The sequence below is a fragment of the Arthrobacter sp. DMZ02-1R genome, from assembly GCF_057747935.1.
On record NZ_CM173230.1, the window covers coordinates 3,670,793 to 3,686,338 of the forward strand.

At 64.1% G+C, this 15,546-nt stretch carries 14 protein-coding genes and 1 pseudogene; 6 read left to right on the forward strand and 9 right to left on the reverse strand.

The window, feature by feature from the left end; translation table 11 throughout:
• Positions 1 to 79: 79 nt before the first annotated feature.
• From AC3ANQ_RS17500 to AC3ANQ_RS17510, 3 genes and pseudogenes are all read right to left on the reverse strand, one after another.
• Positions 80 to 1,446, reverse strand: a pseudogene (locus tag AC3ANQ_RS17500) (MFS transporter).
• A gap of 68 nt (positions 1,447 to 1,514) precedes the next feature.
• The gene (locus AC3ANQ_RS17505; RefSeq protein WP_488302208.1) at positions 1,515 to 2,435 is read right to left on the reverse strand and encodes a glycoside hydrolase family 25 domain-containing protein; all 921 of its coding nucleotides are present in this window, start codon (positions 2,433 to 2,435) and stop codon (positions 1,515 to 1,517) included.
• Positions 2,436 to 2,673: 238 nt separating this feature from the next.
• The gene (locus AC3ANQ_RS17510; RefSeq protein ID WP_488302209.1) at positions 2,674 to 3,219 is read right to left on the reverse strand and encodes a TetR/AcrR family transcriptional regulator; all 546 of its coding nucleotides are present in this window, start codon (positions 3,217 to 3,219) and stop codon (positions 2,674 to 2,676) included.
• A 129-nt stretch (positions 3,220 to 3,348) separates the two neighbouring features.
• Between AC3ANQ_RS17510 and AC3ANQ_RS17515 the strand changes: the two genes are divergently transcribed.
• The gene (locus AC3ANQ_RS17515; RefSeq protein ID WP_488302210.1) at positions 3,349 to 4,755 is read left to right on the forward strand and encodes an MFS transporter; all 1,407 of its coding nucleotides are present in this window, start codon (positions 3,349 to 3,351) and stop codon (positions 4,753 to 4,755) included.
• Positions 4,756 to 4,801: 46 nt separating this feature from the next.
• Positions 4,802 to 5,056 carry a hypothetical protein gene (locus tag AC3ANQ_RS17520; RefSeq protein WP_488302211.1) on the forward strand — a complete coding sequence of 85 codons (255 nt, stop codon included), beginning with the start codon at positions 4,802 to 4,804 and terminating at the stop codon, positions 5,054 to 5,056.
• Here AC3ANQ_RS17520 and AC3ANQ_RS17525 read toward each other — a convergent pair.
• Together AC3ANQ_RS17525 and AC3ANQ_RS17530 are read right to left on the reverse strand one after the other, a co-directional pair.
• Positions 5,053 to 5,562: a mycothiol transferase gene (locus tag AC3ANQ_RS17525; RefSeq protein WP_488302212.1), complete on the reverse strand. Its 510-nt coding sequence runs from the start codon at positions 5,560 to 5,562 to the stop codon at positions 5,053 to 5,055. The two genes, AC3ANQ_RS17520 and AC3ANQ_RS17525, sit on opposite strands and share 4 nt — an antisense overlap.
• Complete coding sequence (locus AC3ANQ_RS17530) at positions 5,559 to 5,909, reverse strand: hypothetical protein (protein ID WP_488302213.1); 351 nt, start codon at positions 5,907 to 5,909, stop codon at positions 5,559 to 5,561. Before AC3ANQ_RS17530 ends, AC3ANQ_RS17525 begins: the two co-directional genes overlap by 4 nt.
• 132 nt (positions 5,910 to 6,041) lie before the next feature.
• On the opposite strand from AC3ANQ_RS17530, the gene AC3ANQ_RS17535 reads away from it, so the two are divergent.
• The 3 genes from AC3ANQ_RS17535 to AC3ANQ_RS17545 all read left to right on the forward strand — a co-directional run bounded on the left by AC3ANQ_RS17535 (position 6,042) and on the right by AC3ANQ_RS17545 (position 9,142).
• Positions 6,042 to 6,365 (forward strand): hypothetical protein, encoded by a 324-nt coding sequence (locus tag AC3ANQ_RS17535; RefSeq protein WP_488302214.1) that lies wholly within the window; start codon positions 6,042 to 6,044, stop codon positions 6,363 to 6,365.
• A gap of 180 nt (positions 6,366 to 6,545) precedes the next feature.
• Positions 6,546 to 8,261 (forward strand): HNH endonuclease signature motif containing protein, encoded by a 1,716-nt coding sequence (locus AC3ANQ_RS17540; RefSeq protein WP_488302215.1) that lies wholly within the window; start codon positions 6,546 to 6,548, stop codon positions 8,259 to 8,261.
• 125 nt (positions 8,262 to 8,386) lie between these two features.
• Positions 8,387 to 9,142: an ArsR/SmtB family transcription factor gene (locus AC3ANQ_RS17545; protein ID WP_268025764.1), complete on the forward strand. Its 756-nt coding sequence runs from the start codon at positions 8,387 to 8,389 to the stop codon at positions 9,140 to 9,142.
• Positions 9,143 to 9,219: 77 nt separating this feature from the next.
• Here AC3ANQ_RS17545 and AC3ANQ_RS17550 read toward each other — a convergent pair whose 3' ends face one another.
• From AC3ANQ_RS17550 to AC3ANQ_RS17560, 3 genes are all read right to left on the reverse strand, one after another.
• Positions 9,220 to 10,548 carry a Fic family protein gene (locus AC3ANQ_RS17550; RefSeq protein ID WP_488302216.1) on the reverse strand — a complete coding sequence of 443 codons (1,329 nt, stop codon included), beginning with the start codon at positions 10,546 to 10,548 and terminating at the stop codon, positions 9,220 to 9,222.
• A 113-nt stretch (positions 10,549 to 10,661) separates the two neighbouring features.
• On the reverse strand, positions 10,662 to 11,471 hold the full coding sequence (locus AC3ANQ_RS17555; RefSeq protein ID WP_488302217.1) for a pullulanase X25 domain-containing protein: 810 nt from the start codon (positions 11,469 to 11,471) through the stop codon (positions 10,662 to 10,664).
• A gap of 175 nt (positions 11,472 to 11,646) precedes the next feature.
• The gene (locus tag AC3ANQ_RS17560) at positions 11,647 to 12,672 is read right to left on the reverse strand and encodes an adenosine deaminase (RefSeq protein WP_488302218.1); all 1,026 of its coding nucleotides are present in this window, start codon (positions 12,670 to 12,672) and stop codon (positions 11,647 to 11,649) included.
• A gap of 98 nt (positions 12,673 to 12,770) precedes the next feature.
• On the opposite strand from AC3ANQ_RS17560, the gene AC3ANQ_RS17565 reads away from it, so the two are divergent.
• Positions 12,771 to 13,676: an MSMEG_6728 family protein gene (locus AC3ANQ_RS17565; RefSeq protein ID WP_488302219.1), complete on the forward strand. Its 906-nt coding sequence runs from the start codon at positions 12,771 to 12,773 to the stop codon at positions 13,674 to 13,676.
• Positions 13,677 to 13,782: 106 nt separating this feature from the next.
• On the opposite strand, the gene AC3ANQ_RS17570 is transcribed toward AC3ANQ_RS17565, so the two are convergent.
• A complete protein-coding gene (locus tag AC3ANQ_RS17570; protein ID WP_488302220.1) occupies positions 13,783 to 15,396 on the reverse strand; it encodes a S53 family peptidase in 1,614 nt (537 codons plus the stop codon).
• Positions 15,397 to 15,546: the final 150 nt, after the last annotated feature.

Here is a 15,546-nt window from a genome sequence, read left to right on the forward strand (position 1 = left end):
CCGAAAACACTGAGAACGAGACCACGAACCTCGTAAGGCCGAGATTATTCCCGCCTCATTTGAGTGTCAATAAGATTTCCTAACCCGCCGCATCCGGGTTCCTCCACATCATCGCAAGCACGAACACCACAGCGCTCAGACCCAGCATCACCAGCACCATCAACCCCCAGTTCGCCTGATTGACGCCGGGCCCATACAGCACGCCAATCAGCACCGTCGCGGTGATGGCCCCGAGGTAGCGGCAGGTCTGGAAGATCCCGGCGGCCACTCCCCTGTCCTGGGGCCGCGCGGACACATACAGGCCCTGGTTAGACGCCGTGCTGACCACGCCATACGGGACACCCATCAGCGCGGTGAGCACCAGCACCAGCGGAGGCCAGAAGGACAAAGTAAGGATCCCCAATGCCCCGGACGCCAGGGCCAAAAGCACGACGCCCGTGATCATCACGGAACGCACGCCGAACCGCTCAATGAACCGCACCGCAACCGGGGTCACGAAAACTGACATGGCAGCAAGGGGCAGCATCAGCAGGCCGACCACGCCGGCGTCGTACTTTCCCGCCTGCTGCAGCAACTGCGGCAGCCCGAAGAACGCAAAGTAATAGACCGCGCTGAACACGGCGAATCCCAAGTACAACAGCAGCAGCGGCCGGTTCCGGCCCAGCAGCCGCAGGTCCAGGAACGGCGGGCTGAACCGCAACTCGCGCCACGCAAACAACCCCGCCAGGACAACAGCGACGGCGATGAACCACCAACGGTAGGCCGGCATCACGTTGAGCAGCGCCATCATCGCCAGCGTGAGCGAGGCGAGAAAAGCCAGGATGCCCGGAATGTCGGAATCGCGCAGAAGCACGGAGAGCTTGCCGCTTTCGCGTCCGACGTCGGGCGGCGCCACTTTCCGCACCACAATCAGGGCCAGGAGCGAGATCGGCACGTTGATCGCGAACAGCGCTTGCCAGCCCACCAGACTCACCAAAAGGCCGCCGACGACGGGTCCCACCGCAGCGGCCGACGTGTTCGCCATCTGGATGCGCCCCAGGGGGCGGGTGGAGCTGATGTTCGCCTGCCGGCTGAGTGCCGAAACCATGACGACGGCGCACGGGTACGCCGTCGCGGTCCCACCGCCATGAGCGCCCGGGCAACGCAGACCAGCGCGAAGTTCGGCGAGAATGGAGCCAGTGCGCAGGCAATAGCCACCACCGCCATTCCGAAAGTGAACAATCTCCGCGGACCGAAACGATCGGCGAGGCGGCCCATCAGCGGCTGGCCGGCCGCCGAGGCGAGGTAGAAGGACGTAATCACCCAGGTGACCGTGGCGACGTCGAGCGCAAAGTCCTCGCGAAGCACCACCAGCGCGACCGCGATCATCGATGAGTTCAACGGATTCAGCGCCGTCCCCAGACTGAGTGCAGCGATCGCTAGGCCGGGGCGGGGTTTGTTGGTCACGCCCCTAAGTCTGGTCCATGGTTGCCTTGGGTCACGAAACGATGGGCGACACGGCCGTCACGCGGGCCTCAGCCCTGCGGTATGGTCTCCACCGGCTTCAGCTTCCCATTGGCGTCTGTAGTCAGCGTTGGGGCTGGCGGCTTCGGCGGGGCCACTACCGGCGCGGGTGGAGGGGGCGGGGGCGGTGCGGGCGGAATGCACGAGTAGTTGTAGTCGAAGTCTGTGGTGAATTGGGTGAGCGCGACGACACCGCCGGCTGTCAACGGAGGCTCCGAGCAGAGTTCCGCTGCGGACTCCGGTGACGTTGCACCGGCAAGCCAGCTCTTGAGTCCGTTCAACTTGCTGCCAGGACCAGGCTGGCCGGCGATGAGCCCAAACTGGTAGGAAGTGGAATAGATGCCAACCTGGGCGCCGATGCTTTGCAGAAATCCCGTCATGCCCTCGAGGACGGCGGCGTTGGCCACGGTGTCCCAAGACCATGCATTCCCGGTCTCCACGTCCAGCCACCACATACGCTTGGCGGGGTCGGGCACCCCGTGCCGGATAACGTCGTCGAAGGCCACGCCGTAACCGTAAAGGTAGGAACACGCCGCCGAAGCTGTGCCGTCGCAGCTCCCATACGGGTTGGGACCGCCGCCCAGGCCCACCTCCTCATCGGATCCCGGCCACCACTCGGCTCCGAACGGTCCAGGATTGGCGGTATTCGCATACAGCGCGGCTGCGGGTTGGCTAGTCCCGCCCGCCGAGCCGCTGGCCCAGCCCAGCAGCTCGGCGAAACAGGGATTCGCGGTGCCGGGCCGTCCGCCGTTCACTCCGACAATCCCAAACGCCTGGCCCGCAGGAACTCCGCCCCCACATTGGGGCCAGGATATGTCGCTGCCCAACACGATGCCCGAAGCCTCCATCGGTGCAGCGTTCGCGGCGGAGAACGGCGTGGCTACCCCAGCAAAAAGGAGGCAAACGAGGGCCATGAGTTTTCCAGCTTTCATGATGTGCATCCTCGGCAGGGTCAGGACCCATACGGGTTGGTACTGCCGCACATTGCTTCCCGAAACAATGGCAGTGAGCCTCGTTTTCGGCTCACATTGGATGCTACGGAGCCGTTTCCGGGCAGCCGTGAGTGATTCCTACTGGACTTAGTTAATGAGTTTGCGAGTAAGTGGTGTTTTGCACTTGGAGTACAGATCAGCTGCCGGGGTACTCAGCGCGGCAGCTGGGGCCGGCGCGTCAGGACGCGAGCAGTCCGTCCGCGACGATCGCGAGCATCGATGCTGCCGCGTCGGCGGGAAGCTCGCTGTTGTCTACGACGGCGGCCACGCCGCCCACGAGCCGGCTGATTTGCATTGCCTCGACCCCGGGACGCAGGGCAGAGTCCAACGCGTCGATCACGCGCTGATTGGCGCCGAGGTAGGTCTGGCACTTCGCTGCAAACGGGGACCCTGGGTCGCCCAGCGCGGCAGTGATCCGCGCAGCCGCACCCTTGTGTTCTGTCAGCATGGCCGCATAGTCGGTCAACCAGGTCACCAGCTGCGCCCGCGGAGCGTCGAGGGCCAGCGCTCGCTCGACGGCTGCGTTGACCTTCTCCGCCCAAGCCTCCAGCACCGCGTCGTACAGCGACTCTTTGGTCGGAAAGTGGCGGTAAAGCGTGCCGGGGCCAACCCCGGCCGCCTTGGCGACTTCGTCCATCGAAACCGATTCGAAGCCTTTGGTGCGGAAGAGGGCACGCGCAACTTCCACGATTCGATCGCGGTTACGTTGAGCGTCAGCGCGCACGGAAACCAGCCCTTCCAACATTCAAAACAAAAATGATTGCAAAACGGAGAGTGTCTCCGTATAGTTCTAAGCGGAGTAACTCTCCTCTTAGTGTACTTCAGCCCCCTCGGCTAGAACAGGACACCTCCCATGACACCCACAATCGCCACACGCGCACCCGCCGGGATCGCAAGATCCGGCCGCGCAGGCAGCATTGGCCTCTGGCTGGTCATGCTGGCCCAACTCATGCTTGTCCTCGACGCGACGGTCGTGAACGTCGCGCTCCCCCACATCGCCACCGATCTCCACTTCAACCGGGCCGAGCTCAGCTGGGTCTTGAACGGCTACGCCGTCGCGTTTGGCGGCCTCTTGCTGCTCGGCGGACGGATCGGAGACGTCTTCGGCCGTCGTCGCACCTTCCTGGTGGGCGTCGCGGCCTTCACGCTCTTCTCCCTGCTCGGCGGCCTGGCCACCTCGCCCCTCCTCCTCGTCCTCGCACGCGCACTGCAAGGCCTCGGTGCCGCGTTCGCCGCCCCGAGCGTGCTCGCACTCATCACCACAAGCGCAAAGGACGACGGCGCGCGGAACCGAGCGCTCGCATTGTTCTCCGCGATTGCCTCAATGGGTGGCGCGCTCGGTCTCATCCTCGGTGGCTTGCTCACCGACACCACCAGTTGGCGGTGGACGCTATTCATTAACGTGCCGATCGGCGTCGTAGTCCTCATTGCGGTGCCGCGCCTGGTTGCCGAAACTCCACGGAGGCCCGGCCGTTTCGACATACTCGGAGCGGTAACCGCCACCGGCGGCGCCGTCGCCATTGTGTGGGCCCTCATTCAAGCGGGCGACGTCGGCTGGTCCAGCCCGCGGACCATCGGCGGCCTGGTTGTCGGCGCGGCGCTGATCGCAGCGCTCGCCGTCACCGAACGGAGAGTCGCCCACCCCTTGCTCCGCCCGCAACTGCTACGCAGCCCGAGCCGAGTGGCGGCGCTGGCGGCGATGGCGGCCACCTATGGCGGGATGCTGGCGATGTTCTTCCTCATGGTCCAGTACCTCGAAGACGATCTACACCTCACGCCCATGGTGACCGGCCTAGCGTTCCTGCCGATGCCACTGAGCATCTTCGCGATGTCACGGATCGTTCCGCGACTGCTCGAGCGGCTGGGAGCGGTCCCGCTCGTCATCCTCGGCGCCGCACTTCGCGTCGTCGCCTTCCTGCCCCTCACGCAGCTGAACGCGGACACCCCTCTTGCCCTTGTCTTGCTTGCCCTTCTGGGCACCGGAATCTCCGCCGGCCTAACGTTCATGCCGCTCACGACGCTCGCACTCCGCAACGTCGAACCCGAGCATGCAGGGTCCGCCTCCGGGCTCTTCCAGACAATGCAGCAGCTTGGCGGGGCCGTCGGCCTGGCCATCGTGGCTTCGACCTATGCGGCCTTCGCCATCCCAGGCGACTTCCTGACCGGCGGGCGCGCCGGGTTCTGGTCCGCGACTGTCCTCTCCGCGCTCGCGCTGGCTGCCGTCGTCGGGCTGGTCTTCAAACCTCGCAAGGTGGCCTGAGAGGCGCGTCTTCCCCGGCGGACGCAGGACGTGGCAGACTTCGGCCATGAGTATCGAGCACTGGTGGCCGAAGCTGAAGCCGTCCACCCGGAAATGGCTGATCGAGAATAATGGCGACGCCGTACCCCAGGAAGTGGTTTCAGAGATCACCCAAGCTGGCGGGCCCGCCACTTCCGATGCATGGTGGGCTGGTCAGAACGAGCCCCCGGGGTTCTATTTCCCGGATGACGCGGTCGACTGGATCGAGGCGGTCGCGAACGGCGAGGCCGTAGCGAACGGCGAGGAGCCCGGCCGGCCCTAACGGTCCGAAGACCTCAGTCCCTTGGCGTACGCCGCTTGCCCCACGTGCTGAAGGCAATCGGCAATAGTACTGACCAACCGCACACCGAGAGTGACGGGCGGGTTCCAGCGGGTGTCGACGATGCGATCAAGGTCCCCATCGCCGAGAGTTTTCAGGAACCCCACCGTCTGCTGGTGGACGGCGTCGTAATATTCGAGCAATAGCTCCGGCGGGGCCTGGACCGCGTCGACTTTATCGCTCGTGTGGCCGTAACCGGTATCCCGTTCGGGCAGCGGCAGCTTGAATCGACCAGCAAACTCCTGCGAGGTCCAGGCCTGTTCCAGGCCGGCCGCGGCGGCGACTTGGACGTCCTCTACCCTGCTGAGGTGCCAGATCAGCCACGCAATCGAGTTTCCGATCCCCGCGGGCCGACGGACCAGAGACTCGTCGTCGACCCCCTCGAGAGTCGCGGCAACGGTGTCACGGATCCGGCCGAAGGCATCCAGCAGCAGTTCGTTGGATTTCATCGAGTCTCCTCAGGTGTTCTTCGCTGCGACCCCACGAAGTCCAAAGCCTCACGAGCCAGGGCCAGCCATGACTCCTCTTCGTCGGATGTGACGGTGAGCCACTCCCTCATCGGACGGCCTTTGCCGGCGTCAAACGGCGCACCAACTCCAGTCCCGATCAGCGTCTCGACCCTCTGGTGCGGCAACTTCACCACAAGCCTGCCCCCGGAAATCATCGCAAAGATCGCGCCGTGGACCTTCAGCGCGTCCGAACCGAATCCGCGCTTCCCTGGTTCACCCGGCACGCTCACGCCGGGGCTGGCCCGGAATTCATCGACCAGTGCGTTGAAACGCTCCTCAGGCAACATGGGAACATCTTCCCGCCCCGGATGTCAGGGAACAACCGATAACCGTCAGCGAATTTACCGGGAGGACGCATCCGGCGATCCACAGGCATAAGCTACAAGCAGAACGTCTCTTCCATCGCCGGGGAGCTCATCATGGACACTGAATTCGCAGACGTCATCGGTCATGATGTCACCACGATCACCTGCCTCTGCGGTAATACGGTCAGCAAAGAGGGGTTGATTCAGGCCAACTCGCAGGGCATCCCTGTTTACGCCGGAGGAGACTCCCCTGTTCCGCCGGGGCTGGCCGCATGGCCCGAGGACGAGGACCTATACACCCTGTGTCCGTCCTGCGGCCGCGTGTATAGCGACATGGTCATCGAAGAAACCGGGACCGCGCCTGTTGCCTTCCAGGTCGAAGTCACCGCCGGCCCGGTCGCGGAGGCGATCCGGGTGCACTGGGACCTCAACACTTAGGTGTCTTCCCGGGGCGTGTCTTCCCGCGGCGTGTCTTCCCGGGGCGTGTCTTCCCGGGGCGTGTCTTCCCGGGGCTGCCGGCCGGTCGCGGCCGGCAGGCTCCTAGTTTTCTCCCACAGTCTTCGGTCGATGGTGAGGGCGGGGGCTAAAAATGTCCGAGCCTCGTGACAGTGTTTGTTTATGGAAGGCATCGGTCAATTAGCGGCACGTCGGGCGGCCCCGCCCGATGGCGGGATTGCGCCGCTGGGGCGTCTTTCCCGCCGCCTGAAGCCCGCCCCTGCCCGCCATGCCGACATCAACCGGCTGGAGGTCTGCCCCGGTACCGGGCCTGAATCCGTGCCGGGCCTGGCAGGTGGCCTTGATCAGGCAGCGGAGGCGATGGATGCGCTGCGTTCAGCTGCCGTCTCCGAGGCCCGGCTGTTTGGCTTCCCCGAGGCCGCTGAGTTCGCCGGCAAGGTCGAAGAGATCTCGCGGACGGTGGAGTTTTTGCAGATCGTAGCGGCCGAGGCCGTGGAGCGGACGCGGCGCGAAGCCCAGGCGGCACGGCAGTCATCCCCGGCGCCGGCGTGGATGACCGGCTGGACCGAGCCCGCGGCAACCGCATCAGAACCGGCAGCCGGATCCGACCCCGGGGCGTCGGCGTCGGCACCTGCGCTCAGCCCCACGGAAGTGGCAGCCGTGGTTGACGACGGTTACCGGAACGCGGCCGAATTCCTGCGGGCCAGGTTGCGGATCGGCATCGGCGAGGCCCGGCGCCGGCTCGCACAGGCCGCCGCCGTGCTTCCGCAGGCAGGGATCGCCGGGCAGGAAATACCGGCACGGCACGGGGTCCTCGCCGCGGCCCTTTCCTCGGCAGCCGTGCCGTCCCGTTCGGCCACGGTGATCAGCGTTGCCCTGGACCAGGTACGGCACATCGCCGATCAGGACACCGCCCTGCAGATGGAACAGGCACTGACCGGCACCGCGGTGCAGAGCGATCCCGATTTCGTGTCCCGGATGGCGAAGCGCTGGGTCCACGCCATCGACCAGGACGGGCCAGAACCCGGAGAGGAAGAACTCCGCCACCGCCAAGGCGCGTTCATCCGCACACCCCGCCGCGGCCTGCATCACCTGGAAATCTTCGCCACCGCGGAACAATTCGAAACCCTCGCCACTGTCATGAACACCGCCACCAACCCGCGCCTCCGCCACGATACCGGCGGATCACCGGACGCGGATTCCGGCGGGACCACCGGCGGGGCCGCCGGAGGGTTTTCGGAGCACGACGCCGTGGCCCACCCGTCGCTGGATCGCCGCTCACGGGCGCAGAAGCTGCTAGACGGGCTCGTCGGGGCCTGCGCAGCGGCCCTGTCCACCGGTGAGCTTCCCGCCGCGGGTGGTCTCCGTCCGCAGGTGATGGTCACGATCGACTACCGCGAGCTGCTCGAGCGCGTCGAACACCAAACCACCGCAGCAAGCCCCCGCCTGGGCACCGGCACGTCCACGTTCCAGGGCCCGATCCACCCCTCGGCCATCCGCAAGATCGCCTGCGACGCGGACATCATCCCCGTCCTGCTCGGCAGCGACAGCCGCGTCCTGGACATCGGCCGCACCACCCGGGTGTTCCCGCCCCACATCCGCAAAGCCATCACCGCCCGCGACCAAGGCTGCGCCTTCCCCGATTGCGACATCCCCGCGCCCTGGTGCGAAGCCCACCACACCACCTACTGGTCCCACGGCGGCACCACCGGAACCGACAACGGCGTCTTGCTGTGCAGCCACCACCACCACGTCATCCACAAAGAACAATGGACCATCACCACGGACTCCGGAGTGGCATGGTTCAAACCCCCACCCCACATCGATCCCCGCCAAACACCCAGACGCAACCACTACTTCAGACCCACCCGGACATGAACCCGCCCGGGGATGAAATCCGTCCCGAGATGGAACGCGCCTAAACACAACAGGAACCCGTTGGCCGTCCCCTTTGGCCCTCGGAACCATTGACATGTGACCAAATGGTCACCTATCCTAAACCCATGGACGCCGTCTTCAAGGCACTCTCCGACCCCACCCGCAGGGACCTGCTCGATGAGCTCTTCCGCGAGGACGGTCAGACGCTGAGCGCGCTTGAAGGACGGTTCGATATGACCCGCTTCGGGATCATGAAGCACCTCAAGATCCTTGAGGAGGCCGGGCTGGTTGTGACCCGCCGTCGTGGTCGCGAAAAGCTCCATTTCCTGAATCCGGTACCCATCAGGCTCGTCCACGACCGCTGGGTGAGCAAATATGCAGAACCATGGGCCGCTGCGTTGAGCGACCTCAAAACCAGATTGGAAAGTCCCGTGGAAAAGATCTTCGAAATCTACATCAAGACCACTCCGGAACGGCTTTGGGAAGCCATCACGGACAGCGACATCCGCAGCAAGTACCAGTTCGGCAACACGCACACCGCGGACTGGACGCCCGGCGGCCACTACGAGATGCACAACCCCAAGGCCAACGGAATGGTCCTGGGCGAAGGCGAGAACGTGGAGGTCGATCCCCCGCGCCGGCTCGTCCAGACCATGCGCGCACTCTGGGGCGAGGACGTCAAGGCCGAGGGCACCTCGCGCGTCACCTGGGAGATCGAACCGGTGGGCGATTCCTGCCACCTGACCGTGACCCACAGCGAGCTGCGGGAAGGCGGCAACGACCAGATCTACGGCGGTTGGCCGATGATCCTCTCCGGCCTGAAGACCTGGCTGGAAACCGGCGAGGTTCTCACGACTCCGGGTTCGCTGATGTACGCCTAGGAGCGCACGACGGCGGCAGGAAAAGTCCAGATTTTCTCCAAGTCAAGATTTGGACTTGGAGAAAACCTTGGAAAATCTCATTTCCGCGCAAGTTTTGCCGCCAACCGCGGGGTTGCCCTCCACACGAATGCCTTGCCGACTCGGCTTTTGTGAAGGTACCCACGAGTTACGAGATCGTTGAGGTCTGCCCGGGCCGTTTCGTCCGAGACGCGGTTTTTTGCGGCATGGGAACGAACAGTGACTGCCTTGTCCCCGTCGCGGACCAAGTGCTCCAAAACATCGATCTGGCGACGATTGAGATCAACACCCGAGTCGAGCGCCATCCGCACTTCCAATATCTCTTCAGCTTTGGCAGCCAAGTATTGATCGAGTTCATTGAGGGCACGGATGAACACGTCGAGCTGATAGTGGATGAAATACGTGAGATCGCCTTCATCGTCTTCGGTGTATAGGTATGCGCGCGCATAAACAGACGGTGCCGTCTTGAGTATTTTCGAGATGGTCACATACTCGCTCAGCCAATACCCCTGGTTAAGCATCGTCCAGTAGAAGAGGGCACGGGCGGTTCGGCCGTTTCCATCGGCGAAATAGTGGTCATAGCCCACCATGAAATGGACAATCACGGCTCGGACCACCGGCGGAATGTACGCCGAACTGTTGCCACCCCCGTTTGCGAAGCGGCAAAGTGCGGCCAAGCGCTCGGGAAGCTGAACCGCGGGGGGCGGCTCGTGGAGTTTGACGTCATTGTCCCAGACCGCCACTCGCGGATGATCGGGTGTCTCCAGCCGACCGGCATCGGCTGGATCATCCAGGGTGTCCTCAGTGAGCATCCGGTGGAGTTCAAGGACGAATTCCGGAGTCAAAGGAGTTTGTGCGGCGTCCCGGATCCGCTGCATCGCCAGATAGTTGTTCACGATCATGACTTCGGATTTGTCGCGGGGCTCCCTGCCGGATTCCAATAGCTCTTTGGCAACCCGCCGTGACGTCGCGGCTCCTTCCAGTTGGCTGGAAGTTATCGCTTCCTCAATCAGAGACTTCACAATGTATTCATTGCGCCCTTTTGAACCCACAACGTGTTCCTGTGACTTGATGCTGCCACTGGCCCGGCGCGCTATTTCCTCTGACCCCTGAAGTAGGGCGTCGGTCATGGAAAACCAGAATGGCGCCCCGTCTTGGTCATATAGTTCGACAGCTCTCGGCTGGAACGAACGCCGCACTTTAAGTGCTACCCACAATTCCTCCAGCGTCCAACCCGACGGCGGCTGCTTGTAACGCAACTCATCCCAGTGCAGGTAGCGGGAATCATCCACGCTCTCAGACAGCAGTGCGGTTACTCGCCCAGGACTCTTCTCGATGATCGATTTCAGGAGTTCAGAGTAGTTCGGCGACGGCATGGGCAGCTTCACGGGGACAACTCCAAGGTTTCTCCAAGTTGCGATTTGGACTTGGAGAAAGACTAGTTCTCCTCCAAGTTTTCTCCAAGTCCAAATGCGGACTTGGAGAAAACCTGGATGAACGGCTAAGCCGTGACGATGTCCCGCGTGGCGTGGTCGTACGTGAAGGTGACCTTGCCGCCGTCGTGGTTTAGCTCGTGGTTGGCGCCATCACGCGCGCCGAACGCGCCGTAGTTCTCGTCCCACGAGCGGTTCAGGGCGATCTTGTACGTGTAGAAACCGGCGGGAAGCGTTGCCGAGAGGGTCCAGACCTTACGGCGGGTATTGAACTTCATCTGCACCTCGTCGTACTGCGGAGCCCAATCTTCCGGAGCGCCGAGGATCGTGTTGAAGTCACCTGCGATCGCGACGGCGGACGGCTGCTCGAGCTTCTCGACGGCGGCAGGCGCTTTGGGTGCGGCAGCTTTCTTGGGCGCTGCTTTTGCGGCCGGGGCCTTCGTCGCGGCAGCTTTGGCGGCAGGTGCCTTTTCAGCGGCGGGCGCCTTCTTGGCGGCAGCCTTCTTGACGGGGGCCGTCGGGAGCGGGGTACCTGCCGGCACGGGGGTTCCCTCAGCGAGTGCCGTGGCGAACTCGTCCGGCTTGGCGAAAGCGACCGTGGCACGAAGTCCGTCGTCGGTGATGGTCCAGCCCGAACGGCCCTTGACCAGCCAGCCGGCCTTGACCAGCTTCGCGGTCTCAGTGGTCAGGTTCTTGTGTCCGCGCGGAATCCCTCCGCTGAGCAGTTCGCTCTCGCGCGTATCCAGCGGGACGCGCACAATCGCCTCAGCCAGGATCTCGCCTGCATTCAACGACTGCTCGGACCAGGTTCCCTCTGCCAAGACGTCTAGGACGGTCTTAAGGCGGACACTGCTTTTTTCGACGGTGGACTTGGCCAACGTGTCTCCTTCAACGGCGAACATTCCTTCAGCAGTCTGCCAATGTTCTGTAAACTCTGGCGACTGTTCTCGGTAAACACCGTGTGTCGTGACCCACTATTACGCCCAAACAGCAACAAGTGATGGAAGAGTCTCGGGTACCGGTGGGTAGCTAACGGTTGGAGTACCCTTTCCCCTACTCGCCCGCGGCTTTCTCCCACGCCGAGACCTCGGCCAGCAGCTCAGCCTTCCGGGCCTGGTCGGCGAACGATGAACGCACCGAGTTCGCGGCGAGGCGTGCCCGGTCGCCGACAGGCAACCCGTGCACGGCGACCAACTGCTCAAAGTTGTCGTCCACGTAGCCGCCAAAGTACGCGGGATCGTCCGAATTCACGCTGACATTCAGCCCGGCTGCCAACATCGCAGGCAAAGGGTGATCGGCCAGGGTATCCACTGCACGCAGCCGCACGTTGGACAGGGGGCACACTGTCAGCGGAACCTGCTCGGCCACCAACCGCTCCACAAGGGCCGCGTCTTCCATGCAGCGGATACCGTGGTCGATCCTCTCTGCGCCGAGCAGATCGAGGGCCTCGTAAATATACGAAGCGGGCCCTTCCTCGCCGGCGTGGGCGATCCGTCGCAGCCCGGCCTCCGCCGCGCGGCGGTACAGGCGTTCGAATTTCGACGGCGGATTGCCCACCTCGGCCGAGTCCAGGCCGATGCCGGCAATCGCCGCCTTCATGGCAATAAGCTGGTCCAAAACCTCCAGCGCGGACTCCTCGGACATGTCCCTCAGGAAAGCGGCAATCAGGAGCGTCGAGACGCCAAAGTCCTCCACCGACGTCGCGAGCGCAGACGCCACGCCGTTCACGCATGTCTCCAGGGCGACCCCGCGCGAGATGTGGGCCTGCGGATCCATCATGATCTCGACGTGCCGCACGCCACCGGCCGCAGCACGGGCCAAGTAAGCCCTTGTCATGTCCGTGAAGTCCTGCTCCGTCCGCAGTACGGCCATGTTGGCGTAGTACAGGTCCAGGAACGACTGCAGGTCCGTGAACTCATACCGCGCACGCAGCTCGTCCAAATCCGCGTACGGAAGCTCAATCCCGTTCCGTTCCGCGAGCGCGAAAATCAGCTCGGGCTGAAGCGTCCCCTCGATGTGCAGGTGCAGTTCGGCAACCGGGGGTGCCGCCGTCGTCGTCGATTCGCCAAAAGTTTCCACCCGACAAGACTAGGACGAATACCCCAGCAAGCCCTCCCGAGGTGAAGACCACACCGCGTCAACTTGGATCTGCGCCCTCCGGCCCCCAAACTGAAAGGATGCAGACCTTCCTCCCGTTCCCCGATTTCAAGCAAAGTGCTGCCGTCTTGGACACCGCCAGGCTTGGCAAGCAGCGTGTCGAAGCACTGCAGATCCTCCGCGCATTGGTGATCCCCGAGTTCGGCCGGCCCTCACACCCCGCTATCCGCATGTGGATGGGCTACGTCCCCGCACTTACCCTCTACGGCCTGGCCATGGTGGACGAATGGGTTGCCCGCGGCAATCCGGACAACACCCGCGCCAGCATCACCGAGTTCGCACCCCAAGCGGCCCACCCGGACTACGCCTCCAAGATTCCGATGCCGCCATGGCTCGGCGACGCCGATTTCCACCTGAGCCACCGCTCCAAGCTGCTCCAGAAAGAACCCCGCTTCTACGCCGAGCTCTTCCCTGACACTCCGAAGGACCTGGAGTACCTCTGGCCCGAGCCCAGCCACGAGTTCATTCCCGAAGACCCCTACGACGACTTCATCTGGGTCCTTCGCGCCCCCTTGGGTGACGTCGAACCTGAGAAGATCGACAAGGTGGGGATGCCCGCCCCGGGCAAGGCCAAGGCAGCCGATAGCGACGGCGACGGCTACCAGTTCGTCTACGAGTCCGAGAAATCCCGCCGCCCGGGCAAGACCGCGCGCAAGGCACCCAAGCAACTGGTGAAGAAGCCCACCCGCAACCGCCAGCGCCAGGACGAGGCCTTCAGGACGCTCCCCGGCAACACCCCAGTCCTCATCCCCGTCGAGGGCGGCGCTAAGTTCGCCTTGGGCAAGATCCACGGGCGCCCGATCACCCTGGAAGACGGCCGCTTCGGCCGCAACTTCGAGGTCACCAAGATCGTCGACCGCGCGGACTTCGACTACCCGGCCCTGTTGCAGGATCCGCGGGCGTTCTTCCCGATCCCGGCGCCCTAGCGGGTTGACTTAAACGCGCACGACGGCGGCACTCGGGTTCCTGACGAAAGGAACCCGAGTGCCGCCGTCGTTATCTGCCGCTTAAACGAGTGCCGTGCCTTCAGCCTTATTTGACCAGCAATGCGTTCATCAGTTCGGTTCCGTCGGGCACGCCCAAACCGGTGCAGGCGTCCCAGCCGGGAGCCGCCTCGAAGGTCCCGTTGTTTCCCTCCGTGATGTCGCGGAAGCCGGGCGGTGTGCTGCCGGCTTCGGAGTCGTAGATGACCGGTTGCAGCAGACCGAATCCGTGGCCTGCTGCCTGCGCCAGGCGCGCCACAAGCGCCGCCCACAGCGGCGCCACCGCACTGGTCCCGCCGATCACCATGTCCGTTCCGTCGACCCGAACCTTGTAGCCCGTCTGCGGGTCAGCAACGGCGGCAACGTCCGGGACTGCGCGGCCGTTCGGCGTCACCGCTGGTTTGTCTGAGGCCGTTACCAAGATGTTCTCCTGCCAGGAGGGCACCTCGAAGGTATCGCTAACGCCTCCTCCTGTGGCGGGTACACCTTGCGCGTCATTCCAGACGGTCTCCGAATCGACAGCGCCCGTGACCGGGTCAGCTTCTAGCCGGGTACCGCCACACGCCAGTGCGTGAGGGCTGGATGCCGGGAAATCCGCATGGTCCCTTCCGTCGCTGGCCCCGTCGGTGCTTCCATTGTCGCCGGCGGCCGCTGTGACGGTCACGCCGAGTACGGCGGCATCCACGAGGGCCTGGTCCATAGCGCCGCGGGCCTGGGCCGTCCATTCATCCTCGTTTTGACCCCAGCTGATGCTGATCGCGGTTGGCGTGGGCGAAGCGTGTGCGGCCTGGCTGATGGCGTCGACGAAGCCGGCGTCCGTGTTGGGGGCAAAATAGACAACGATTTCGGCTCCGGGGGCCAGGGCGCCGGCCACTTCAATATCCAGCAGCACTTCTCCGTCGGCGCCTCGCGGATCTTGCTCGGGCTGGTTGGAGGCGCCGTCCACGCCGACCGCGGTGACACGGGGGCCATTGATGCCGAGGCCCTCGAAGTAGGCGTCGAGGTCCGCCTGGTCGAAGCCACCGCCAAGTTCGATGATCGCAATGGTCTGCCCGCTGCCGTCAAAGTCGGCCGGGAATTTGTAAATTTCCCCGAGCTCCAACGGCGTGTAACTGGTGTTAACCACCGCCGCAGGAGCGATGTGGAATTGGGCGCGTGACTGGGGCCTGTCATCGAGGCCGAGTACGGCGGTGACGACGCCGTCCAGCACCGCTGGCACACTCAGGCCGCCTGTGCGGTGGCGGTGTATGGCCTGCTTGCCGCTGGGTGCCCGGCTGGTGACCCGCTCAAGTGTGGTGCCGAAAATCCCGCTCAGCACCCCGGCCGAACCGGAGACCCGGATCCGGCGCGAGGCGGGGTCCGTTTCAATGATCCGGGCGCCGGCGTCCGTAAGGGTCCTAGTGACGAGGTCGACGTCGGCAGCAGCGGCGCCGTAGCGTCCCGAGAGCTCCTCCCGCGACATGGGCGCAGCATCGAGGGCGGCGTTGGGTATCTCAGCCTGCCGGCGCAGGATGACCGTAACCTCTACAACTTCGTCCGGCTCAATCCCCCTCGGAGCCTGCGCAAACTCGAGTGCCGGGCCGCGTTCGCTGCCCGGCAGCGGACGGAGTGATTGACCTTGAAAATTTGGATCCAGGTTCGTTTTCTCGTCGTAATTCGACATTTCGACCTCCGTTAATTGCATCCAAGGGCCGAGTGCACGGTGGGCAATGATGCATAGACGAAGGCATCCCGCGTTTCCAAGCTTGTGAGCCCTCGAGTAAACGTTTGGCACGTTCCATGTGCACCGGCAAAGGTGTCTTCCATTGAAGAA

What these genes read in the sequence shown, in the direction of transcription:
- AC3ANQ_RS17545 (WP_268025764.1), top strand. Translation starts at nt 8,387, where the DNA reads ATGGACGCCGTCTTCAAGGCACTCTCCGACCCCACCCGCAGGGACCTG.
- AC3ANQ_RS17530 (WP_488302213.1), bottom strand. Translation starts at nt 5,909, where the DNA reads ATGTTGCCTGAGGAGCGTTTCAACGCACTGGTCGATGAATTCCGGGCC.
- AC3ANQ_RS17565 (WP_488302219.1), top strand. Translation starts at nt 12,771, where the DNA reads ATGCAGACCTTCCTCCCGTTCCCCGATTTCAAGCAAAGTGCTGCCGTC.
- AC3ANQ_RS17525 (WP_488302212.1), bottom strand. Translation starts at nt 5,562, where the DNA reads ATGAAATCCAACGAACTGCTGCTGGATGCCTTCGGCCGGATCCGTGAC.
- AC3ANQ_RS17535 (WP_488302214.1), top strand. Translation starts at nt 6,042, where the DNA reads ATGGACACTGAATTCGCAGACGTCATCGGTCATGATGTCACCACGATC.
- AC3ANQ_RS17505 (WP_488302208.1), bottom strand. Translation starts at nt 2,435, where the DNA reads ATGAAAGCTGGAAAACTCATGGCCCTCGTTTGCCTCCTTTTTGCTGGG.
- AC3ANQ_RS17515 (WP_488302210.1), top strand. Translation starts at nt 3,349, where the DNA reads ATGACACCCACAATCGCCACACGCGCACCCGCCGGGATCGCAAGATCC.
- AC3ANQ_RS17570 (WP_488302220.1), bottom strand. Translation starts at nt 15,396, where the DNA reads ATGTCGAATTACGACGAGAAAACGAACCTGGATCCAAATTTTCAAGGT.
- AC3ANQ_RS17520 (WP_488302211.1), top strand. Translation starts at nt 4,802, where the DNA reads ATGAGTATCGAGCACTGGTGGCCGAAGCTGAAGCCGTCCACCCGGAAA.
- AC3ANQ_RS17540 (WP_488302215.1), top strand. Translation starts at nt 6,546, where the DNA reads ATGGAAGGCATCGGTCAATTAGCGGCACGTCGGGCGGCCCCGCCCGAT.